The following is a 22,908-nucleotide window of genomic DNA, read 5'->3' as shown; positions in this document are numbered from 1 at the left end:
CACCGAGGTGTGAGCGGCGGATATGCTCCGGAACGGGCGGACCCCGCCCCCGCGCGAGGAGTTTCAGGAGTTCAGTGGTGATCGGGCGTCAGGAAGAACGGGCGTTCATCGCCGAGGCTCTCTCCCCCCGCGCGGCGGCGGCGTCCGTGCTGCTGCTCGGGGAGGCCGGAGTCGGCAAGACCCTGCTGCTGGACACCGCGGTCGGCGAGGCCGAGCGCGCCGGGACCCGGGTGCTGCGGGTCCGGGGGAACGCCGCCGAGACCGAGCTCGCCTTCGCCGGCCTGCACCAACTCCTGCTGCCCGTACTGGACGGCGTGGACGGCCTGCCGGTCCGTCAGCGCGGCGCGCTGCTCGGCGCCTTCGGGCTGGGCGAGGACCCCACGCCGCCCGACCCCATGATGATGAGCCTGGCCGTCCTGACCCTCGCCTCACAGGTCGCCTCGACCGGGCCGCTGCTCCTCGCCGTCGACGACGCCCACTGGCTCGACCGGGGCAGCTGCCAGGTGCTGGGCTTCCTCGCCCGGCGGCTGGCCGGCGAGTCGATCGGCCTGCTCGTCACGGCCCGCGGCTCCCATCGGCCCGACTGGCTCGACCCGTCGGTACCGCAGCTGGTGGTGGCCGCCCTCGCGCCCGCCGAGGCGGAGGAACTGCTCAGCGCCCAGCCCGATCCGCCCGTCGGCCCGACCCGGCGCGCCGTGCTCGCCACCGCCGCCGGCAACCCCCTCGCACTGGTGGAACTCGCCCGGTCGGCGGCGCGGGACGGGCAGCTTCCGGCCGTGGGGCCACTACCCGTCACCGACCTGCTGGAGCGGACCTTCGCCGCCAGGGTCGACGAACTGCCCGGGGCCACCCGCGAGGCGCTGCTCGTGGCCGCGGCCGCCGAGGGCGCGGGCCTGGCCGACGTACTGGCCGCACTGCCGCCCGGCTCCCGCACCGACGTGTGGCTGCCCGCCGAGCGGGCGGGGCTCGTACGGCTGCACGCCGACCGCATCGACTTCCGCCACCCCCTGATCCGTTCGGCGATCTACGGCTCCGCCCCGTTCGCCGAGCGCCGCCGCGCCCACCTGGCCCTCGCGGACGCCCTCGGGAGCCACCCCGAGCGCCGCGCCTGGCAGCTGTCGGCCGCCACCGTGAGCCCCGAGGAGCCGGTCGCCACCGCCCTGGAGGCCGCTGCCATGCGGGCGCTCGGCCGGGGCGCGGTCGCCGAGGCACTGGCCGGGCTGGAGCGGGCCGCGCAGCTGCACCCGGCCCCGACCGAACGGGCGCGGCTGCAGGCCACCGCGGCCTACGCCGCCGTCGTCGTGGGCGACATCGCGAAGGCCGAGCACCTCGCCGCCGAGGCCTCGCGGCTCGACGGGGACCCGGACGCGCTGCGCTGGATATCCGCTTTCAGCGGGCTGGTCGAAATGCTGATGCTGCGCATGGAACGGGCGTTCTGCCTGGTCGTGCCCGACGAGCTGCCCGGGTCGGCGCAGATCGACGGGGGAGTCTCCACCATCGCGACGGGCATCGTCTACCACTCCGGCATCCCCGCCCAGCGTGAGCGGATCCGGCCGATGCTGGCCGCCCGCGCCGGCGACGAGGGCATGGCCACGCATCCCTTCCACCTCTGGGACATCGGCGCCACGGACCCCTACCTGCACGGCAACACGGTGCGCGGCCACCTCCCCGCGGTCACCGCGGCCCCCGGCCTGATCCCCACCCAGAAGCACACCCTCGGTGTGCTGTGCATGCTGCTCGACGAGACCGAGACGGCCGTGAGCCTGCTGGGCGACGTGGTCAACCCGCAGTGGGAGGACGCGGCGGACTTCCACGCCGGGACGGCCGCCGCCGACCTGGCCCTGGCCAACCTCGACGGCGGCCGGTGGGCGGACGCCCGCCTCGGCGTCGAACGGCTCGCGGACCGGTTCCTCGCCGGGCAGCACAACCTCGGAACCGTACGGGCGCTCGCCGTCCTGGCGACCCTGTGCGCCCTGACCGGGGACACCGCGGCCGCCCAGCGGCACGCGGCAGCCGTGCTGGCCGTCACCGAACCGGCCTGCGCGCTCGCCACCACGGTCCGGGCCCGCAGGGCCGCCGCCTTCGCCGCCACCGCCCTCGGCGACCACGCCGCCGCCCACCACCACCTGCGGGCGCTCTTCGACGGATCGGGCGCGCCCGCCCATTACCACTTGTCCTGCTACGCCGTCGCGGACCACGCGGCCGCCGCCGTGCTCACCGGACACGCGCAGGAGGCCCGTACCGCCCTGAAGCAGGTGACAGCCGAGGTCGGCGACGGAGCCTCCCCGCGGCTGCGGCAGATCCTGCTGCGGGCCGCCGCGCTGCTGGCCGGACCGGCCGGGGCGGGTGCGTACTTCCGCGAGGCGCTTCAGGACCCGGCCGGACAGCGCTGGCCCTTCGAACGCGGCCAGGTCTGGCTGGAGTACGGCGAGTGGCTGCGCCGGCAGCGGCAGATCGCCGAGGCCCGAGCGGCCCTCACCAAGGCGCGGGAGATCTTCGAGGGGCTGGGCGCCGAGCCCTGGGGCGCACGCGCCGAGGCCGAGCTGCGGGCGGCGGGCGTCGCCGTCGAGTCGGCCCGGCACAGCGCGCTGCGGTCCCTGACCCCGCAGCGGCAGCGGATCGTCCGGCTGGCGGCGCAGGGCCTGACCAACCGCGAGATAGGCGAGCGGCTCTTCCTGTCGCCGCGGACCGTGGGCACCCACCTCTACCAGGCCTTCCCGGTCCTGGGCGTGACCTCGCGCGGTCAGCTGCGCGACGTCGTCGAGCGGGAGCCGGGCGACTGAGGCGACCGGCCACGACGCAAGTCATGTGACGGATGGCAGCGGCGCCGCCGGGTCCGAGAGTGGGAACAGGAAAGACCGCACCCCACTCGGAGCCCCTCATGTCCGTCGTACTGTCCACCTCGCCGCTGTCGCCCGCCGACCGGGCGGACTACTGGCACACCCTGGTGTCCGGCACCTTCATCCCGCTCGACGTCGTGCTCCACGAACGCGAGCCCTCGCCGGGAACGATCGCCAGCCACAGGCTCGGACCGCTGCAGATCTCCGTGGTCGAGGCCGGCCCGCAGACGGTGTCGCGCAGCGAGCGCCGGATATCCGAGGGTGGTGCGGAGTACCTGACCGTCACCCTCCACCAGCGGGGTACCGCCCGGCTCACCCAGGACGGCCGCCAGGCCCTGGTGCGACCGGGCACCTTCACCTGCTCGGACGCGGGCCGGCCCTACCGCAGGGAGCAGCCGGACGCCTTCCGCTTCACCGCGTTCCGGGTGCCCAAGCAGGGGCTCGGCGTCTCGGACGACGACCTGCGGGCCGTCACCGGGACCCTGTTCAGCGGCAGTTCCGGGACCTCGGGGCTGGTCGCCGGCTACTTGGCCCGGCTCGCCGAGCAGGCCGACGGCTTCGACCCGTACACCGGCCACCAGCTCGCCCTGACCACGGCCGACCTGCTGGCGGTGCTGGTCCGCGAGCGGCGCGGGCTGCTGGACCCGCAGGCTCCGGAAGCGGCCCGGGGCATGCTGGCCCGCGTCAAGGAGTACGTCCTGCGCCACCTCGGCGACCCCGGTCTCTCGCCGGAGCGGATCGCGACCGCGCACCACGTCTCGGTGCGCTACCTGCACAAGCTGTTCCGGTCGGACGGAACCACGGTGGGCCGCTGGATCCACCGGGAGCGGCTGGAACGGTGCCGGCGCGAGCTCTCCCGGCCCGCGGGAGCCGCCGCGGTGTCCCTGTCGGCGGTGGCCCAGCGCTGGGGTTTCGTGAGCCCCTCCCACTTCAGCCGGGCCTTTCGCGCCGCCTACGGGATGTCGCCCAGACAGTGGCAGGCGGACGCCCGGACCCGGAGCGGCCCGGGCCCGGGCACGGCCTGACCGGGCGGGGCGGCAGGCGCACCGCACCGCCGGCTCAAAGGGTGCGGCGTACGCCCGCCTGCCGCTCCACGTTGCGCAACTGCACGGCCAGATCACCCTCGACCGCACGGTGCGCCGGTCCGCTGCGGCCGATCGGGAGCACCTCCTCGCCGCGCATGTCCTCCAGCATCAGCGCGTACGCCGCGTACGCGGCCACGAGCGCCACCACGAGGCCGAGTCCCCCGGCGGTGCGCGTGAGCCACTCGGCCCCGGTCAGCCCGGCCAGTCCGGTCGCCGCCCAGCGGGGCAAGGAGGCCACCAGGACGAGCCACAGGGCGCGTTTGGGCCGGGTCACCGCCGCCATGAGCGCCCCGAAGCACAGGAACGCCAGGTTGAACACGCCGAGCACCTTCGGCCCGCCGACCGCTCCGGTGGCCATGACCAGTGCGTACGCCAGCCAGCTGCCGGCGAAGGTGCCCATCAGGGTGGCCGCGATCACGTCCCGGGCCCCGAAGGCCAGGACGCTGACGAGGAACTGCAGGGCGAAGGCGGGCAGCACGCACAGGGCGACCGCCCGGCGGTCCTGCGCCTGCAGGACCCCGAGTTGCAGACAGCCCGTCATCACCGACGCGATCGCCACCGTGAAGAATCCGAGGGGCATCGGAGACGCGATCGGGTGCAGGTTGATCCGGGTCATCGAGCGGAGGTCCGGCTCGAAGCGGCGCCCGGACGGCCCTCCGCCGTGGCCGTCGTCGGCGGTGGCGCCGGGGACTGTACTCATCAGCGCGGTCTCCTCGTGGTTCAGTGCGCGAAGCAGGGGTCGACAAGGTCCGGCGCCGGCCCGGGGACCGCTGCGTCGCCCCGGGCGGCACGCCACCGGCGGTGCCGTTCGGACTCGGCGACGGCCTCCGCCATCGCCTCGGCCTGGCGGGCCCCGCCGCCCGCGTACCCGCCGAAGCGGGCCACGGGGCTCCACTCGGGGGCGACCGGCGGGAGGACCTCCTCCAGGCCCGCGTACTCCGCGTCCGCGTGGACGATGCGTCCGCCGACGACGGTGAGCACCGACTCGATGTCGGGGATGGCCGCGTCAGGCACCGTGAAGTAGTCCTCGGACAGCACGGCGAGGTCGGCGTAGTACCCCTCCCGCAGGACGCCCTTGACGTGCTCCTCCCCGGTGAGCCGCGCCCCGCCCCGGGTGTACAGGCCGAGGGCCTCCTCCCGGCCGAGGAGGTTCGCCGCCGGATAGAGGGCCGTACCGCCCACGGTGCGGCCCGTCACCAGCCAGTGCAGCGCCACCCACGGGTTGTACGAGGACACGCGCGTGGCGTCGGTCCCGGCCGCGACGGTCAGACCGCGCTCCAGCATGGCCCGTACCGGTGGGGTGCGGGAGGCGGCCTCGGTCCCGTACCGGTCGAGGAAGACGGTGCCCTGGAAGGACATCCGGTTCTGCACGGACACGGCGCCGCCGAGGGCGGCGATGCGGTCCAGGCTCCGGTCGGAGACGGTCTCGGCGTGGTCGAAGAGCCAGCGGCCGCCGCCCGGGAACAGCCCCTCGGCCGCGAGCTTCTCGAAGACCGCCAGATCGCGGCGGATGGTCTCGTCGTAGGTGGCGTGCAGCCGGAAGCCCCAGCCGTGCTCCAGCAGCAGCCGGACCGCCTGCTCGAACTCGGCCTCGTAGCCCTCGGCGAGCGCGGGCCGGGGCTCGGCGAAGTTCTCGAAGTCGGCGGCGGCCCAGGTGAGGTTCTCGCCCGCGCCGGCCAGGCGGAGCCACTCGTCGCCGTCCCCGGGCCGGACGGTCCCGGTCCAGCGCCCGAGGTCCGCGAGTTCCTGGCCGGCCGTCTGCGGGAACAGGTAGTAGGCGATCCGCAGGGAGAGTTCGCCCGAGCGGGCCAGGTCGACGACCGTCTCGTAGTTGCCGGGGAAGTTCTGGAAACCGCCCGCGGCGTCGAGGGCGGAAGTGAGCCCGAAACGGTTCAGCTCCCGCAGGAAGTGGCGGGTGGAGGTGCGCCGGGCGGCCTCGTCCAGGACCGGGGCCTTGGCGAGGGTGGAGTAGAGGAGGAGGGCGCCCGGCGCCGCCAGCAGCACCCCGGTCGGCTCGCCGTCCCGGCCGCGGACGATCTGCCCGCCGGCCGGGTCGGGCGTGTCGCGGGTGTACCCGGCGGCCCGGACGGCGGCCCGGTTCATCAGGGCCGACTGGTACAGGTGCAGGACGAAGACGGGCGTGTCGGGTGCGGCCGCGTTCAGTTCGGCCACGGTCGGCATCCGGCGCTCCGCGAACTGCTCGGCGGTCCAGCCCCCGACGACCCGGATCCACTGGCCGCGGGGGGTGCGCCCGGCCTGCTCGCGCAGCATGGCGAGGGCCCGGCGCAGGCTGCGTACGCCGTCCCAGCGCAGCTCCAGTACGTAGTTCAGGCCGCCGCGGATGACGTGGAGGTGCGAGTCGTTCAGCCCGGGGACCACGCGGCGGCCGAGCGCGTCGACGACCCGGGTGCCGGGGCCGACGAGCCCGGCGAGCTCGTGGTCGTCGTCGCCGAGGGCCAGGACCCGGCCGTCCTTGACGGCGACGGCGCGGGCCCCGGGCCGGGCGGGGTCTCCCGTGAAGACCTTGGCGTTGCGCAGGACGAGGTCGGCCGCGGAGCCGTCGTGGAGCTCCGGGGCCGGGCGTATGCCGGCCACGGGCATGCTGGGCGCGCCGCTCATGCCAGGGCCTCGCGCAGGGTGTCGACGGCGAGCCCGATGGCGAGGGTCGCGGCCGCGGTCTCGCGCAGGGCGTTCAGCATGACGAAGTCGTGGATGGTGCCCAGCGCGCGCAGTGCGGTGACGGGTACCCCGGCCGCCCGCAGCTTCGCGGCGTACGCCTCGCCCTCGTCGCGCAGCACGTCGGCCTCGGCGGTGATGACCAGTGCCGGCGGCAGGCCGGTGAGCTGCTCGGTCCGGGCCCGCAGCGGGGAGGCGGTGATCTCCGTGCGCTGGGCCGGGTCGGTCGTGTACTGGTCCCAGAACCAGCGCATGGCGTCGCGGCGCAGGAAGTACCCCTCGGCGAACTGCAGGTAGGACTCGCTGTCGAAGGAGGCGTCGGTCACCGGGTAGAAGAGGACCTGCTGGACGAGGCGGACGTCGCCGCGTTCCTTGGCCATCAGGGTGAGGGCGGCGCTCATGTTGCCGCCCACCGAGTCGCCGGCGACGGCGAGGCGGCCGCCGTCGAGGCCGTGCCGGCCGCCCTCGGCGGTGATCCACCGGGCGACGGCGTAGTTCTGCTCGATGGCCACGGGGTAGCGGGCCTCGGGGGAGAGGTCGTACTCGGGGAAGACCACGGCCGCGCCGGCGCCGACGGCGAGTTCGCGCACCAGCCGGTCGTGGGTGTGGGCGTTGCCGAAGACCCAGCCCGCGCCGTGGATGTAGAGGATGACGGGGAGCGGGCCGGTGGCGCCGCTCGGGCGGACGACGCGGGTGCGGACCTCGCCGGTGGGGCCGCCGGGAACGGTGAGCCATTCCTCGTCCACGGGCGGGAGGGCGACGCCGTCGCCGCTCTGGACGTCGTCCACGGCCTTGCGGCCGTCGGCGACGGGGATCTCGTAGAGGAACGGCGGCTTCGCGGTGGCGTCGGCGAATGCCTGGGCGGCGGGTTCCAGGACGGGGCGGCTCGACACGGTGGGACTCCTTCGGGGGAAGTGGTGGGCGGTTGCCGGTACGGCGCCCAGGATCACGCCGGCGGCCGTTCCCGGGCGGGAGACGGCCACCGGCGCGCCGGAGCGGGACCCGCTCAGCCGAGGAAGGCGAGCAGGGCCGCGTTGACCTCGTCGGCGTGGGTCCACAGCAGGCCGTGCGGACCGCCGGGGACGGTCACCAGCCGGGCGCCGGGGATGCTGCGCGCCAGCGGGATCGCGGTGGAGTCGATCGGCAGGGTGCGGTCGGCATCGCCGTGGATGATCAGCGTGGGGACGTCGATGCGGGGGAGGTCCTCGCGGAAGTCGGTCAGCCAGGCTTGCACGCAGTCGAGGGTGCCCTTGGCGGAGGCGCCGACGGCCACGTTCCAGCTCGCCCGGACTGCCTGTTCGCTGATCCGCTCGCCGCCCAGGACGTCGACGTTGTAGAAGTCGGCGAGGAAATCGGCCATGAAGGCGAACCGGTCGGCCCGGATGGCCTCCTCGATGCCCTTGAAGACCTCGCCCTCGACGCCCGCCGGGTTGTCCTCGGTCTTGAGCAGGAAGGGCGGGACGACACCGATCATGACGGCCTTGGCGATCCGGTCGGACCCGTGGGTGCCCAGGTACCGGGTGACCTCGCCGGTGCCCATCGAGAAGCCGACGAGCACGACGTCGCGCAGGTCGAGGGCGGTCAGGACCTCGCCCAGGTCGGCGGCGAAGGTGTCGTAGTCGTAGCCGTCGGCGGGCTGGTCGGAGCGCCCGAAGCCGCGCCGGTCGTAGGTGACGACCCGGTGGCCGGCGGCGAGCAGCGCGGCGGTCTGCTTCTCCCAGGAGGCGCCGCTCAGCGGCCATCCGTGGATCAGCACGACCGGGCGGCCGGCGCCGTGGTCCTCGTAGTGGAGCCGGACGGGGGCGGAGTTGCCCTCCGCGACCTCGATGTACGGCATGTGTGTGCTCCTGTGTGGGATGGGAGGTGTGTTTCGGGGTGGGGAGTCCGCTACGGGGCGGACGTGCGCGGTGTGCCGGCCGGGGCGCGGTGCAGGACGAGCCGGGTGAGCAGCCCGCTGCCGACGCCGGCGGCGAGCACGAGGGCGGTCCACCACAGGGGGTACGGCGTCAGGCCGAGCGCCCGGTCGAGGGACCAGGCCCCGGGGCCGGCGGCGGCCAGGGCGGCGGCGGTGCCGATCAGGACGAGGGGGTACTCGTAGCCGTCGTTCTGCACCCAGAGGCCGTTGTGCCACTTCACGGTGACGGCGACGGTCATGACCCCGATGGCCCCGGTCGCGGCGAGCGGGGTCAGCAGTCCGGCGGCGAGCAGCACCCCGGACCCGATCTGGCCGCCGCCCGCGGCGAGGGCGGTGAGGGTCCCGCCGCGGAACCCGTCGGCGCGGAACTCCCGCGCACCGCCGTCGAGTCCTCGGCCGCCGAGGCGCCGGCTGACCTTCTGCACGCCGTGGCCCGCGATGAGCAGGCCCGCCAGCAGCCGCAGCAGGAGCAGGCCGGTGTCCAGGGAGGTCATCCGGCCGCGTGCGCGCCGATGACCGTCTGCGCGTAGACGACGCCCAGGCCGTACGCCCCCGCGTGCTCCTTGACGATCTCCATGACGGCGCCGTAGGTCTCCGAGCGGGCCCAGTCGCGCTGGAGCTCCAGGAGGACCTGCACCCAGGTGACGGGGACCGCGCCGGCGGCGAGCATCCGCTGGAGGGCGTGCTCGTGGGCGGCCGGGCTCACACCGCCGGAGGCGTCGGTGACCACGTAGACCTCGTATCCCTGGGCGAGCGCGGAGAGCGCGGGCAGCACCAGGCAGACCTCGGTCCACAGGCCGGAGAGGATGATCTTCTTGCGGCCGGTGGCCCGGACCGCCTCGACCAGCGCCTCGTCCTCCCAGGCGTTCATGCTGGTGCGGTCGACGGCCTTCTGGCCGGGGAACACGGCGGCCAGCTGCGGCAGCAGCGGCCCGGAGAAGGACTCGGCGGCGACGGTCGTCAGGACGGCCGGCACGTCGAACGCGCGGGCCGCCTTCGCGAGGCCCACCGTGCTGTTGATGATCGCGGCCCGGTCGCCGCTCCCCGTACCGAAGAACATCTGCGGCTGGTGGTCGATGAAGAGCATGACCGAGTTGTCGGGCGTGAGCAGGTCCGCGCTCGGGGCGGCGTGGACCTGGGCGATGTCGAACACGAGGGTGTCCTCTCGGAAAAGGGCGGAATCAGAAGCGGAAGCGGCCGCCGCGGCGTTCCCGCGGCCGGCCGCCTCGTCACCGTAGGTCGGCTCTGATCAGCCCAGTTGTCCGTCCGTGCCCGGCGACTTGCCCACCGGTGCACCGCCGCTTGCGAAAAGCCCGGGGCGGAGCCTGCGACAAGGGTGAGGATCGGCCATATCAGTGGCGTGATATGCACCTTAATTGGATCACGACATCGTGCTTGGATGGCGCCCCGACGGTAATTCGTTTACGGATTAACGGTTTTGACGAACCGGCGGTAACTCCGCGAAGCGCCCAGGTTACGGAGAAGGGAGAAAAGGTCGGCGGGAAGGAAATGGGCCTTCCGTCGGCTCGACTTCCACAAGATCCGTTATGTAGTGTTCCAGTTATTCACCGCCCAACGGGGGGCGGACGGCGACTTCGGGATTGGTCCGGACTATTTCCGGCGTGTGACGACCCCGAAGAACCGGCAGACCACCGCCCCCGCCGCGCTCCCCATTGGGGGAATGCGTGTCCCGACACGGGGGATCAATCATCCGGTTCCAGCTTTTGGGGCCCTTGAGCATTGCGCACGGCCCGGAAACCGTCGTTCTCAAACCGTCCAAGCCGACCAGTCTCCTCGCCGCACTTCTGCTGCACCCGAACACGGTGGTGTCCACCACCTACTTGCTGCGCGCCGTATGGGACGAAGAACCGCCCGCCACGGCCCGTGCCGCACTGCAGACGTGCGTCCTCCGGCTGCGCCGGCTGTTCGCCAAGTACGGCATATCCGCGACCACCATCGAGGCCGTCCCGGGCGGTTACCGGATGCACTGCGACACCGAGACCCTCGATCTCGTCCAGTTCCGCGCGCTCGCGGCCCGGGCCGGCTCGGCGGGCGGCCCGGGGGAGGAGCTCTACCGGCTGCGCGAGGCGCTCACCCTCTGGCAGGGGCAGCCCCTCGCCAACGTGGCCTCGCGCATGCTCCAGGACGACGCGGTGCCCGCCCTCGAACAGGAGCGGCTGCGGGTGCTGGAACGTGTCTGCGACCTCGAACTCGCCGCCGGGAACTGCCATCAGGTCCTGGTCGACCTGTACGAGAGCGCCCGCCGGCACCCGGTGCGCGAACGCTTCACCGAGCAGCTCGTCGAGGCGCTCTACCGCACCGGACGGCAGGCCGAAGCGCTCGCCGAGTACCGCACGGTCCGCGACCGGCTGCGGGACGAACTCGGCATCGACCCGGGACCGGGACTGCGCCGCCTGGAGCTCGCCATCCTGCGCGCCGAGGAGCTGGCGCCCGCCCCGCCGGAATCCGCGCACGCCGCGGTCGCGGTCGCGGCCGGGCCCGCCGCGCTGCCCGCCGGCGCGTACGTACCGGCCCGGCCGCCCCGGGCGGTGCCGCCCGTCCCCGCCTTCGCCGGACGCGACGCCGACCGCAGGGCCATGGCGGCCCGGCTCACCGCCGGCGACGGACCGCGCCTGGTCGTCGTCTCGGGAGCGCCGGGCATCGGCAAGTCCGCACTCGCCCGCCAGACCGCCCACGAGGTGCAGGAGGCCTTCCCCGGCGGTGTGTTCACCCTCCAGCTGGCCCGGCCCGACGGAACCCCGGTCGCCGTCGAGGAAGCGGCGCGGCTCATGCCCGAGCCCGCCCCCGGCCGCCGGCTGATCGTCCTGGACGGCGCGGCCGGCGCCTGGCAGGTGCTGCCGCTGCTGCCCGTGGCGGAGGACGCCGCCGTCCTCGTGACCAGCAGGCGGCAACTGGCCGCGGTCGTCGCCACCCACGGCGGCGCCGTGCACCGCCTGGACGTGCTGCGCTCCGCCGAGGCGTACGCGCTGCTCGCCGGCCTCGTCGGCGCCGAACGCATCGCGGCCGAGCCCGCGGCGACCCGTGAACTGGCCCGCGTGTGCGGCCACTTCCCGCTCGCCCTGCGGATCGCCGCGGGACGGCTGCTGACCCGGCCCGGACTGTCCGTCGCGGACTGCGCGGCCTGGCTCGCGGAGGATCCCCCCGCGCGGCTGGCGCTCGCGGAGGACGCCGGGCTCTCCGTACCCGAGGTGCTGGGGCAGGCCCTCGACGCGCTCACTCCCGCGCTGCGGGAGGCGTTCCTCCGGCTGGGCGAACGCGCCGAGGCCGGCGACCCGGCGGCCGGGGAGAGCGAATCCGTACTCGAACAGCTCGTGGAGGCAGGGCTGTTGGAGGACGGGCCGCCCGGCCCGTACCGCCTGCACGATCTGCTCCGCATCTACGCGCGTTGGCGTGTGCGCACGCACGAGGCGGCGGCCACGGCCGCGCCACGCTGACCCCTCCCGGCCCGCGCCGCCCCCCGTCACACCTCCCCGCTCCAGCCTCCCTCCCCCGCTCCAAGCTCCCCCCGCTCCAAGCTCCCCCCGCTCAAGGCTTCATCCCCCGATCCCGCCCAGACCGCACCCAGGGGTGTTCCCATGGCCCACGCCAGCTACCAAGCCGTTGCCGCGACCCGTCCCCGGATCCGCCGGGACGTGCTGTTCACCGAGACGCCCGACGGCGTGCTGTTCCACAACGCGGACGGCGGCTTCCGCCTCACGGCCAAGTCCGCCTACCGCTTCGCGACGCTGATCGTCCCCCACCTCACCGGCGAGCACTCGGTCGCCGACCTGTGCCGGGGCCTCGGCGAAGCACAGCAGGCGATGGTCGGCGAACTCGTCCGGACGCTGTACGAACGGGAGTTCGCCCGGCCCGTCACCGCCCCCGCCGGACCCCCCGCCGGACAGCCGGCGCCCGACCCCGACGTGGCCCGCCGGTACGCCCCGCAGATCGCCTACGCCGACCACTACTCCGATGACGCAGAAGCCCGCTTCCTGCGCTTCCGGAACACCCGCGTGGCCGTCCTCGGCGACGACGACGTCGCCCGCTGGTGCGCTTCGAGCCTGATACGCAACGGCTGCGCGCTCGTCGGCGTGGCACCGGCCCTCCGCACCCCCGCGCCCGGCACCCCCGCGTCCGGCACGCCGGAGCTCGACGCCGAGGTGGCCGAGGCCGTCGCCGACGGCTGCCCGGCGGAGCTGCGCACCCTGCCGACGGACCCGGACCGGGAGCCGTCCTGGTCCGAACTGTCCGACTACGACCTCGTGGTCGTCACCGGCGGCCGCACCGCCCCCGCCCGCCTGATGCCGCTGCTGCGCGCCGGCATCCCGGCCGGCCGCACCCTCCTGCCGGCCTGGGCGTACGGCGCCGACGCCGTGATCGGCCCGCTCATGACGTCCGGCACCCCCGGCTGCTGGGCCTGCGCCGCGCTCCGGCTCGGCGCGGCCGCCGGCCGCGACGGCGCCGCCGCGGCCGAGCTGTGGAGCACCCTGGCACTGCCCGGCGGGCCCGCCGGGGCCGGCCCGGAGCCGGGACGGCCGCTGGCCGCGATGATCGGCAACCTCCTGGGCTACGAGGTCTTCCGCACCACTTCCGGAGCCCTGCCCGCCGAGACCGCCGGGCAGGTGATCGTGCAGGACATGGCCTCCCTGGACGTGACGGCCGAGCCGCTCCTCGCCCACCCGCGCTGCCCGTTCTGCGCCCCGGACGCGGAGGAGGCGGGACGGGCCGCGGCCCCCGTGGACCTGGCCGAGGCCGGCACCACCGCCGCCCCCGCCCTGCCGACCCTGGACACCGCCCGCGAAGCGGACGCCCTCGTGGAGGAGCTGAACCGGCGCTCCGCGCTCGTCCGCCCGTACACCGGCGTCTTCACGCGCTACGCCGACGAGCCGCTGACCCAGATCCCCCTCAAGCTGAGCGTCGTCGAGTTCGGCACCGGCCGTGCGGCACCCCGGGCGATCGCGGCCTTCGACGTCCACCACGTCGCCGGGGCCCGGATGCGGGCGCTCGACGCCGCGGCCGTGGTCTACGCCGAGCACGTCGTCCCCGCGTACGGCATCGCCACCCGGGGCGAGAGCGAGGGCGGGGGAGCGGTCGCGGAAGGGGCGCTGACCGTCGCCTCCGGGCTGCCCGGCACGGCCACCGCCTGGCAGCGGGCCGTCTCGCTCGTCACGAAGGAGCCCGCCCTCGTGCCGGCGGGCGCCGTCCGCCCCTTCGGCCCGCACAACGGCGACCGGCTCTTCGAGCGCACCCGCGCCGGAGCCGGAGCCGGACCCTCGCCCGCCGACGCGGCCGCCGCGGGCCTGCTGTCCGCCCTGGCCCACGACGCCCTGCTGGGGGCGGTCCGCGGAACCGTTGCCGCGCCGGTACCGCGGACGGACGACACCGCCGACGCCGAACTCGCCTTCCTCGTACGGTCCGCGGACCGGCTCGGCCTCGCCGTCGAGCTCCTCGACCTCGGCGAGGCCGCACGCTCCGGCGTCCAGGTGCTGCTCGCCCGAGCCGGGGAACGCTGGGCCGTGGGCGCCGGCCTCGACCGGCGGACGGCGACGCTGACCGCACTGCGGGACCTCCTCGGTGCCGTGCAGTTCGAGCAGGACGAGGCCGCCCCCGGCGGACCGGCCGACACCGGTGACCCCCTGCTGGCCGACCTCGACGCCCGCACGCTCACGACCTCGCCGGACGCCCGCTCCGCCGACGCCGATCGGCCCGCCGCCGGCTGGCCCGAGGTGCTGGACCGGCTGCGGGCTGCGGGCCGCGACGCCTACGTCGTCCCCACCGGCACCCCGGACCTGGCCTCGGTCGGCCTCCACACCGCCAGAGTGCTGCTGACCACCGCCCAGGAGCCGGGCGATGACCACTGACCAGTCGACAGCAGGCCCCGGCCTCGCCTGCGCGCTCGGCCCCGAAGCGGCGGCCCGCTTCACCGCGCAGCTGGACCGCGACCTCGCCGCGCTCGGCGGGCCCCGGATCACGCTCACCCCCCTCGGTCTCGGCGACGCGTTCACCCGGCCCGTCCCCGAGCCCGCCGACGGCGCGACCGTGCCCGTACACCTGTACGGCCACCAGGCGGTCGTCGGACGGCCCGGCGGCTGCGCCCGCTGCCTGGAACGCCGCTGGCAGGCGGTTCGGTCCGTGGCGCTCCGGGACGCCCTCGAACTCGGCGGCGGCACCCGGGCCGCGGGGGACTGGCCGTACGCGCACCCCTTCGCCGCCGGGGCACTGGCCGCGCTGGTCACGGCCGCCCAGGAGCCCCGCCCCGGCGGCGCGGCGCCCGGCGGCGTCTTCCCCGACGTCCTGCTGCTGGACCTGCGGACCGGCCGCGTACGCCGGTACCCGTTGGTCCCGGACCCGCAGTGCCCGGTCTGCGCCACCCCGGAGGAGGACACCGCCGCCGCGGCCGTGCCCGACCTGGCGCCCGCGCCGAAACACCGGCCCGGGGTGTTCCGCACCCGCCCCGTCGAGTCGTACGGGATCGACGTGGCGGCCTTCGCGAACCCGCTGTGCGGGGCGCTGGGGCCCTCCCTCGTCCAGGACGTCTCCTCCACCTCCACCTCCGCGACCATCGGCTGCTTCTCCATGCGCTCGGGCGAATACCTGCGCGAGACGTTCTGGGGCGGCCACACGGACTCCTTCGCGCGCAGCGCGCACGTGGGGGTCCTGGAGGGCCTGGAGCGCTACGCCGGGATGCGGGCCCGCGCCCGGACCACGAGCGTCACCGGCTCGCTGAACCGGTTCGGCGCCGACGCGGTCGACCCGCGGGACGTCGGCCTCTACAGCGATGCCTTCCACCGGGACAACCCGCGCGTGCGCCCCTTCGACCCGGACCGGGAGATCGCCTGGGTGTGGGGCTGGTCGCTGCGCGACCGGACGCCCCGCCTGGTCCCGGAGATCCTGACGTACTACCACGCCCCTGGCCTGGAGAACCGGTTCGTGCAGGAGAGCTCCAACGGCTGCGCCTCCGGCGGAAGTCTGGCCGAGGCGGCCTACTTCGGCCTGATGGAGGTCGTCGAGCGCGACGCCTTCCTGCTCGCCTGGTACGGGCGGCAGCCGCTGCCGGAGATCGACCCGGCGAGCAGTTCCCGGCCCTCGACCCGGGCGATGGTCGACCGGCTGGCGATGTACGGCTACCGGGCCCGCTTCTTCGACACGCGGATCACCTTCCCCGTCCCCGTCGTGACGGCGGTCGCCGAACGGTTCGACGGCGGCCCCGGCCGGATGTGCTTCGGCGCCGGCGCCGGCCTCGACCCGGAGTCCGCCCTGGACTCGGCGCTCTGCGAGATCGCCACGGACGCCGTCAACCTGCCCGGGCGCACCGAACGCGACGAGGCCCGGCTGCGCGCCATGGCGGCCGACTTCGACCTGGTCACGGCGCTGCACGACCATCCGCTCGTCTACGGGATCCCGGAGATGGGCGTGCACGCGGACTTCCTGCTGCGCGGCCCCGGCCGCGAGCGTCCGCGGACCGTCGCCGAGCTGGAGTGGCCCGACGGATGGGGTGCGCCCGCCTCCGACGACGTGCGCACCGATCTGGACCGGTGCGTGTCGGCGGTCGCGGCCGAGGGGTTCGACGTCGTGGTCGTCGACCAGACGATGCCCGAGCAGCGGGCCCTCGGACTGCACACCGTGAGCGTGCTCGTCCCCGGCCTGCTCCCCATCGACTTCGGGTGGTCCCGGCAGCGGGCGCTCGGCATGCCGCGGATGCGGACCGGCCTGTTCGCCGCCGGTCTGCGCGAGCGCCCGCTGGAGCCCGGCGACCTCAACCCGGCACCCCACCCCTTCCCCTGACCGGCCACCGCCGGCGTCCGATCCGAACGCAGGAGGACCCATGGGCCACGCCCATGTCTACGCCCACGAGATCATGCACCGCGGCCGGGTGCCGATGGAGCCCGCCGACTTCGTCCCCGACTGGGCCGACCGGCCCCGCAAGGCCAAGTTCCACCCGGACGCCGAGACGCTCCCCCTGCCGGTGACGCCCCCGCCCACGCCACCGCGGCAGCCCGTGCCCGGATTCACCCTGCCGCTGCTGTCCGGGATGCTGAGGGACTCGTACGGGCTGACCGGCCGGCGCCTCGCGGTCCAGGCCAACACCGACCTGGCGGCGCTGCCGCACTACACGCACGCGCACTGGTCGCGCGGCACCGCCTCGGGCGGCGGCCTGTACCCGGTGGCCGTCCACTGGGCGGCCGGCCCCGGCGGGCCGCTGACACCCGGCCTCTACTACTACGCGCCGCACCAGCACGGGTTGCGCCGGCTGCTGGCGGGCGACGTCACCGGCGACGTCCGGGAGGCCCTCGGCGCGGGCGCGGGCACCGCGGGGCAGGCTACGCAGTACCTCGTTCTCGGCGTCAAGTACTGGCAGAACGCCTTCAAGTACAACAGCTTCTCCTTCCACGCCGTCAGCATGGACGTGGGCGCGCTCGTACAGACCTGGAGGCTGTGGGCGGCGCAGTACGGGCTGCGGATCGACCCGGTGCTGTGGTTCGACGAGGAGCGCCTGGCCCGGCTGCTGGGTGCGGCCCCCGAGGAGGAGGGCGTCTTCGCCGTCGTCCCGCTGACCTGGGAGGGCGGGCGGACGCCCGGCGAGGGCGGGGCGACGGGCGCCGCCGCGCGCCACCGGGACGTCGAACGCTCCCGCCGCGTCCTGGAGTTCGAGACCCTGCGGCGCGTCCACCGGGCCACCCGGGGGCGGGCCGCCGACCGCCCGGAGCCGGGAGCACTGGACGCTGCGGCCGCCCACCCGCCCCGCGGCGCGCAGCCGCTGGCGCTGCCGCGTCCCCCCGCGCCGCCGACCGCCACGACCCGCGCCCTGCGCGAACGCCGCAGCAGCTTCGGCCGCTTCGACGCCTCCCGTCCGGTCGCCGCCGAGCAGCTCGCCGCCGCGCTGGCGGACTGCGCGGCCACCCGGTACGGGACCGAGGCCGAGCGCCCGGGCGGCCCCTCCCTCACCTCGCTGTACGCCTTCGTCAACCACGTCGAGGGCATCGCCCCCGGCGCGTACGCCTACGACCCGGCCGCGCACACCCTGCGCCCGGTCACGGCGGGACCGCCCGGACCCTTCCTCCAACGCAACTACTTCCTCTCCAACTACAACCTGGAGCAGGCCGGCGCGGTGCTCGTCCCGACCGTCCGCACCACCGCCGTGCTGGACCGCGTCGGCGACCGCGGCTACCGGCTCGTGGGCGGCACCGTCGGAGCCGTCGCGCAGACCTTCTACACCACGGCCGCGGCCTTCGGCCTGGGCGCCGGGGTGGCCCTCGGCTTCGACAACATCTCGTACATCGAGGAGCTGGGGCTGACCGGCACCGACGAGGCACCCCTGCTGATCATGCTGCTGGGCCACGAACGCCCGCGGCCGGCCGACTTCCGCCACGAGATCGCCTGAAGGGAGCGACAACGATGAACACCACCGAGTGGCGAGCGGGCGAACGCTTCATGCTGCGCGTCGCAGGGCTCCCGCTGTCCGCGGTCGACGCCCTGCGCGCCGACGGCACCCGCCGCTGGGCCGAGGCCGTCCTCAGCGCCGAGACCGGCCTGCGCCGGGGCGCCGAACGGCTGGGAGACGTACTCCATGCGGCCGTCGGCGCCACCGACCCGGCGCCGGACGGCCCGGGCGCGGCCCAGCGCCGCGCCCTGTTGCGGCTGCGCCGGCAGATCCACAACGACCGGCTGCCGGCCCGGCCCGACGCCTCGACCGAGACCGCCGTGGAAGCCGTCGCGGCCGTGGACGAGGCCGCCGCCGAGCAACTGGCCGGCTGGCTGCACCGGCGCCGCCTGCTGGACAAACTGCTGGCCGAGGGGCCGCCGCTGCTCACCGCCGACCTGGCCCGCAATCGGACCGCGCTGCGCGCCCTGGTCGCCGACGAGCGGCTGCGGAGCGGACTGCTGCTGGCCTCGCCCGTACTCGAAGGGCAGCTCGACGGATACGCCCGCGCCGACGGAGCGCCGAACGGACGGGCCCGCAAGGCCGAACGGTCAGTCCTGTCGTACGTGTACCGCACGGCCTGCAAGACGAGCCCGTTCAGCACCCTCACCGCCGTGGCCACCGGACGCTTCACCGGCACTGCCGGCGAGGACGCGACGATCGGGGTGCGGGTGGCCGACGCGTGGAGCAGCCACGTACGGCTCAACGTCGTCGTCCTCGCCCGGCTCGCCGAGCTGATCCTGGCCGATCCGGAGCGCCGCCGCGACCTGCCGCTGCGCCTGGCCTCCGGCTGGGGCCACGAGGACGACCGGATCCGCTACGTACGGCGCTCGGTCACGGCGGGCGACGACACGGCCGCCGTCACCTTCGACGCGGTCAAGGACCGGCTGTTCTTCCTGCGCCGCAGCGGCACCCTGGAGCGCCTTCTCGGCCTGTTCGCCGAACGCCCCGAGCTGCGCCACCGGGAACTGACCGACTGGCTCGCGGCCGAGCACGCCGCCGGCCCCGAGGAGTGCGAGGCGTACGTCTCCGCCCTCCTCCAGCTCGGCATGGTGCACGTGCCCCGCCTCGACACCGAGGTGCACAGCGGCGACCCGCTGCGCTCCTTCCGGCAGGCGCTGACCTCGCTGGATCGGCCCTGGGCCGACCGGCTCGCCGCCCTGCTCGAAGCGCCCGCCGCCGCCCTGGCCGGCTACCCGGCCGCGGTGCACGCGGAACGGGCCGACCTGCTGCGGGTGCTGCGCAGCGGCCTGCGCCGCGCCCAGGAGGAACTCGGCGCACCGGACGCGGCCCTGCCGCACACCCTGCTGTACGAGGACGTGAGCGCCGGCGACGAGCTGCCCTGCCCGCCGCGCGACTGGACCGCGCTGCGGTCGCTCGAGCGGATCCTGCCCGCCTTCGACCTCACGCTGGCCCAGCGGATCACCTTCGAGGGGTTCTTCACCGCCCGGTACGGGGCCGGCGGCCGCTGCGAGGACCTCCTGGGCCTGGTGCACGACTTCCACGAGGACTTCTTCGACCAGTACCTGTCGTTCACCGCCCGGCGAAAGCCCTTCGACGAGCGCGGCGAGTACGTTCCGGAGGAGAACTGGCTGGGCCTGCCGGGCATCCGTGCCCTGGACGCGGCGCGCCGCGCCTTCATCGGCCGCATGCGGCAGGCCTGGACGGCGTACGAGGACGCGAACGGCCGTGACACAGCGGCCGTCCTGCGCCTCGACGAAGGGGACCTCGCGGCCGTCGCGGACGAACTGGGCACGATCGCACCGCGGTTCGCACCGCGCTGCCACCACCTCCAGCTCGGCCGCGATCCTGCCGACGGCACCCCGCTGACCGTGCTGAACCGCTCGTACGGCGGAGTGTCCTTCCCCTTCAGCCGCTTCACCCACGCCTACGACGGGACGGGCGCGTACCTCTCCGACGCCCTGCGGGCCACGGCGCACCGGATCACCCCGCCCGGAGCGGTCCTCGCCGAGGTCACGGGCGGCCCGGTCACCACCAACCTCAACCTGCACGGCCGGCTGACCGACCACGAGATCGTCTGCCCCGGCGAGAGCGGCACCCTCCCGCCGGAGCACCGGCTGCACCTGGACGACCTGTACGCCGAACACGTGCCGGCCACCGGGCGCGTGGTGCTGCGTTCGCGCCGCCTGGGCCGCGAGGTGATCCCCGTCTACCTCGGCTACCTGGTGCCGCTCGCGCTCCCCGCGATCCCCCGCACGCTCCTGCTGCTGTCCCCGTCGTCGATGTCACCGCTCGAGGTGTGGGCGGGCGTACCGGAGGGCGCCGCGCGCGACGGCGTGACCACCCGGCCCAGGGTGGTCCACGGCGACGTCGTCCTGAGCCGCCGCAGCTGGACCACCACCGCCGGCGACCTGCCCGTCCGAGGGGCGCAGGAGGCCGCGCACTTCCTCGACTGGCAGCGCTGGCGCCGCGCCCACGGCCTGCCGGAGCAGGTGTTCGCGACCGTGTCGGCCGGCCCGTCGGCGGCCGGGGCCAAACCGAGTTACGTCGACTTCGCGAGCCTGATGTCGCTCGCGGCCTTCGAGACGCTGCTGCGCGATCCGGCCCACCGGGTCGTCTTCCGGGAGGTGCTCCCCGACCCCGGAGGCCTGCACGTGCACTCGGCGCGCGGCGCGCACGTCGCCGAACTGGCCGTCGAGACCTTCACCACCACCGTCCGAGACGAAGCAGACCCGGAAGACCAGGAAGACCCGGAAGACCAGGAAGGCGGCACGCGATGTCCGAGATGACCCCGTCCACCACCGGCGCCCGCGCCGACACCCGCGGTGCCTGGCAGGCCCTGCACATCTTCTACGCCGCCAACCCGCAGCCCCTGCTGGTGCAGTGCGTCCGGCCGCTGATCGCCGCACTCACGGCCGACGGACTGCTCGCCGGCCACTTCTTCATCAACTACTGGCTGGAGGGCCCGCACGTCCGGCTGCGGCTGCGTCCGGCCGCACCGGAGGCGGAACCCGAGGTGCGCCGCCGCGCCGAGGAGGCCGTGGCGGCCTTCCTCAAGGCCCGCCCAGCGCTCTACGAGGTCGACTCCGGATTCCTCAACGAGTTCTACAACACGCTGTTCGACATCGAGTTCCCGGAGGGCGACCGGGCCGCCTTCATGGGACCCGACGGCCGGATGAACCTGCGGCCGAACAATTCCTGCTCCCGCGAGCCGTACGAGCCCGAATACGGAAAGTACGGCGGCCCCGCCGGCATCGAACTCGCCGAATGGCATTTCGCCCGCTCCAGCGATCTCGTCATCGACGCGCTGCACCGCATGAACCTGCACCTGCGCACCGTCCTGCTGGGCACCTCCGCCCAGCTGATGATGGTCATGGCGGGCGTGTTCCTGCCCGACCGGGACGAACTCGCCGGATATCTCGACCGGTACTACGCGTTCTGGCACCAGGCCTTTCCCGGCACCGGGTTCATCGGATCCGAGGAGTACGACCGCACCTACGGCCGGACCGCGCCCGGCCTCGGCCGCCGCTTCGCCGCCGTGCGCGGCGCGCTCGCCTCCGGGGATACCGGCCGCCTCCCCGCCTTCCTGGCCGGGTGGGCGCAGCACTGCCAGGAGCTGCGCGAGCGCGCCGAGGCGCTCGCCGTCGCCGGCGACCTCGTCTTCCGCTCCTGGGACGGCACCCGCGACGAACGGGTGACGGATCCCGCCGAAGCCCTGCCGCTGCTGCTCTCCCCGTACATGCACATGACCAACAACCGGCTGCACGTCACCATCCGCGACGAGGCGTACCTGGCCCACCTGCTGGGGCGGGTGCTGCGCGAGAGCGAGGCCCCGGCCGACGGTACGGCGGTCGCCACATGACCGGGCTGCTGGACCACCGGCCCGCCCTGCGGCCGGACGTCCTGCTGTCCCCGCCGCTCCTCGACGGGCCGGCGACCGTCCACCTGGTCAAGGACCCGGTGTCCGGAGCCTCGTTCGAGATCGGGCCCAAGGAGCACTTCCTCGTCTCCCGGCTGGACGGCACCCGCAGCCTGGCGGAGATCGGCACCGAGTACGGGCGCGCCTTCGGCCGGCGGCTCGGCGAGGGCAACTGGCAGCAGCTGCTGGCCCTCCTCGGCAGCCGCCGGTTGCTCGCCGGCGGCCCGCCGCCGCCCGCACCCGCCCCGCCCGGCCCGCCGCTCCGGGGCGGCCTGCTCCGCGGCACGCTGCGCCTGGTCGCGGACGCCGACGCCACGACGGCCCGGCTGCACCGCGCGCTGCGCCCGCTCCTGCACCCGGCGGTGCTCGGCGTCCTGCTGCTGGGCTGCCTCGCCATGGAGACCGTGCTCGCCGCGTCCTTCGGCGAACTGGCTTCGGCCTTCGGGTGGTTGCTGCGCCATCCGGTGCCGCTGCTGGCCGTGGCCACCCTCATGTGGCTGAGCACGGCCCTGCACGAGTTCGCGCACGGGGTGGCCGCCCGCCACGTCGGCGGGACCGTGGGAGAGATCGGGCTGCGCTGGCGGCTGCCCGTCGCCATCATGTACTGCACCGTCGACAACTACCGCTTCCTGGAACGGCGCCGGCACCAGCTGGCGGTCGCCGCCGCGGGCGCCTTCGCCAACCTGCTGTTCCTGCTGCCGTTCTGGCTCTGGTGGGCGGCGCTGCCCGCAGGCGACGACCCCACCCGGCGCACGCTCTCCGCGCTGCTGCTCATCGGCAGCGCCCAGGCGCTCGTCAACCTGGTCCCGCTGCCCCCGCTGGACGGCTACACGATGCTCGGCCACGGCCTGCGCGTCACCCGGCTGGCACCCGCCAGTTCGGGGTATCTCCGGCTACGGATGCGCGACCGGACGGCCGCCGCCGCGTACCCGCCGCACGCCAGGAGGCTCTACGCCGGATACGGCATCGGCTCCGCCGTCCTGGTCCTGCTGCTGGCGGCCGGCCTCACCGGAGCCGTCTGGTACGCCGCCACCACCTGAACCCACCCAGCCAGAACACACCGCACGCCAGACACCCAAGGGACGCACGAC

Annotated in this window: 15 protein-coding genes; 9 read left to right on the top strand and 6 right to left on the bottom strand. The window is 74.8% G+C overall.

Annotated elements, in window-relative coordinates:
* Window positions 1-77 precede the first annotated feature (77 nt).
* Entirely contained in the window at window positions 78-2,783 is a 2,706-nt protein-coding gene (locus OHA91_RS04295) for an AAA family ATPase (RefSeq protein WP_328738619.1), read from the top strand.
* Between the two features lie 98 nt (window positions 2,784-2,881).
* On the top strand, window positions 2,882-3,865 hold the full coding sequence (locus OHA91_RS04290; RefSeq protein WP_328738618.1) for a helix-turn-helix domain-containing protein: 984 nt from the start codon (window positions 2,882-2,884) through the stop codon (window positions 3,863-3,865).
* A 34-nt stretch (window positions 3,866-3,899) separates the two neighbouring features.
* On the opposite strand, the gene OHA91_RS04285 is transcribed toward OHA91_RS04290, so the two are convergent.
* The 6 genes from OHA91_RS04285 to OHA91_RS04260 all read right to left on the bottom strand — a co-directional run bounded on the left by OHA91_RS04285 (window position 3,900) and on the right by OHA91_RS04260 (window position 9,669).
* Window positions 3,900-4,625, bottom strand: a complete 726-nt coding sequence (locus OHA91_RS04285; protein WP_328738617.1) for a GPR1/FUN34/YaaH family transporter — start codon at window positions 4,623-4,625, stop codon at window positions 3,900-3,902.
* Between the two features lie 20 nt (window positions 4,626-4,645).
* The gene (locus OHA91_RS04280; protein WP_328741073.1) at window positions 4,646-6,526 is read right to left on the bottom strand and encodes an amidohydrolase; all 1,881 of its coding nucleotides are present in this window, start codon (window positions 6,524-6,526) and stop codon (window positions 4,646-4,648) included.
* A gap of 14 nt (window positions 6,527-6,540) precedes the next feature.
* The gene (locus OHA91_RS04275; RefSeq protein ID WP_266495128.1) at window positions 6,541-7,494 is read right to left on the bottom strand and encodes an alpha/beta hydrolase; all 954 of its coding nucleotides are present in this window, start codon (window positions 7,492-7,494) and stop codon (window positions 6,541-6,543) included.
* Between the two features lie 113 nt (window positions 7,495-7,607).
* The gene (locus tag OHA91_RS04270) at window positions 7,608-8,438 is read right to left on the bottom strand and encodes an alpha/beta fold hydrolase (protein ID WP_266495131.1); all 831 of its coding nucleotides are present in this window, start codon (window positions 8,436-8,438) and stop codon (window positions 7,608-7,610) included.
* A gap of 50 nt (window positions 8,439-8,488) precedes the next feature.
* Complete coding sequence (locus OHA91_RS04265; RefSeq protein WP_328741071.1) at window positions 8,489-9,001, bottom strand: DoxX family protein; 513 nt, start codon at window positions 8,999-9,001, stop codon at window positions 8,489-8,491.
* 5 nt (window positions 9,002-9,006) lie between these two features.
* Window positions 9,007-9,669 (bottom strand): hydrolase, encoded by a 663-nt coding sequence (locus OHA91_RS04260; protein WP_266495133.1) that lies wholly within the window; start codon window positions 9,667-9,669, stop codon window positions 9,007-9,009.
* 580 nt (window positions 9,670-10,249) lie between these two features.
* Here OHA91_RS04260 and OHA91_RS04255 point away from each other — a divergent pair.
* The 7 genes from OHA91_RS04255 (at window position 10,250) to OHA91_RS04225 (ending at window position 22,857) form a co-directional block, all read left to right on the top strand.
* Window positions 10,250-11,971: an AfsR/SARP family transcriptional regulator gene (locus tag OHA91_RS04255; protein ID WP_266495136.1), complete on the top strand. Its 1,722-nt coding sequence runs from the start codon at window positions 10,250-10,252 to the stop codon at window positions 11,969-11,971.
* Between the two features lie 141 nt (window positions 11,972-12,112).
* The gene (locus OHA91_RS04250) at window positions 12,113-14,377 is read left to right on the top strand and encodes a TOMM precursor leader peptide-binding protein (protein WP_328738616.1); all 2,265 of its coding nucleotides are present in this window, start codon (window positions 12,113-12,115) and stop codon (window positions 14,375-14,377) included.
* Window positions 14,367-16,301 carry a TOMM precursor leader peptide-binding protein gene (locus OHA91_RS04245; RefSeq protein ID WP_328738615.1) on the top strand — a complete coding sequence of 645 codons (1,935 nt, stop codon included), beginning with the start codon at window positions 14,367-14,369 and terminating at the stop codon, window positions 16,299-16,301. Before OHA91_RS04250 ends, OHA91_RS04245 begins: the two co-directional genes overlap by 11 nt.
* Before the next feature lie 40 nt (window positions 16,302-16,341).
* Window positions 16,342-17,898 carry a SagB family peptide dehydrogenase gene (locus OHA91_RS04240; protein ID WP_328738614.1) on the top strand — a complete coding sequence of 519 codons (1,557 nt, stop codon included), beginning with the start codon at window positions 16,342-16,344 and terminating at the stop codon, window positions 17,896-17,898.
* A 14-nt stretch (window positions 17,899-17,912) separates the two neighbouring features.
* A complete protein-coding gene (locus OHA91_RS04235; RefSeq protein ID WP_266495145.1) occupies window positions 17,913-20,687 on the top strand; it encodes a lantibiotic dehydratase in 2,775 nt (924 codons plus the stop codon).
* Window positions 20,684-21,760, top strand: a complete 1,077-nt coding sequence (locus OHA91_RS04230; protein WP_381705673.1) for a lantibiotic dehydratase C-terminal domain-containing protein — start codon at window positions 20,684-20,686, stop codon at window positions 21,758-21,760. Before OHA91_RS04235 ends, OHA91_RS04230 begins: the two co-directional genes overlap by 4 nt.
* The gene (locus tag OHA91_RS04225; RefSeq protein ID WP_266495148.1) at window positions 21,757-22,857 is read left to right on the top strand and encodes a peptidase M50; all 1,101 of its coding nucleotides are present in this window, start codon (window positions 21,757-21,759) and stop codon (window positions 22,855-22,857) included. The genes OHA91_RS04230 and OHA91_RS04225 overlap by 4 nt, the downstream gene beginning before the upstream one ends.
* Window positions 22,858-22,908: the final 51 nt, after the last annotated feature.

The sequence above is a fragment of the Streptomyces erythrochromogenes genome, assembly GCF_036170895.1.
In the GTDB taxonomy this organism is placed as follows: domain Bacteria; phylum Actinomycetota; class Actinomycetes; order Streptomycetales; family Streptomycetaceae; genus Streptomyces; species Streptomyces erythrochromogenes.
Note: the sequence above shows the minus strand (reverse complement) of the source record. Positions and strands in the feature narration are given on the sequence as shown.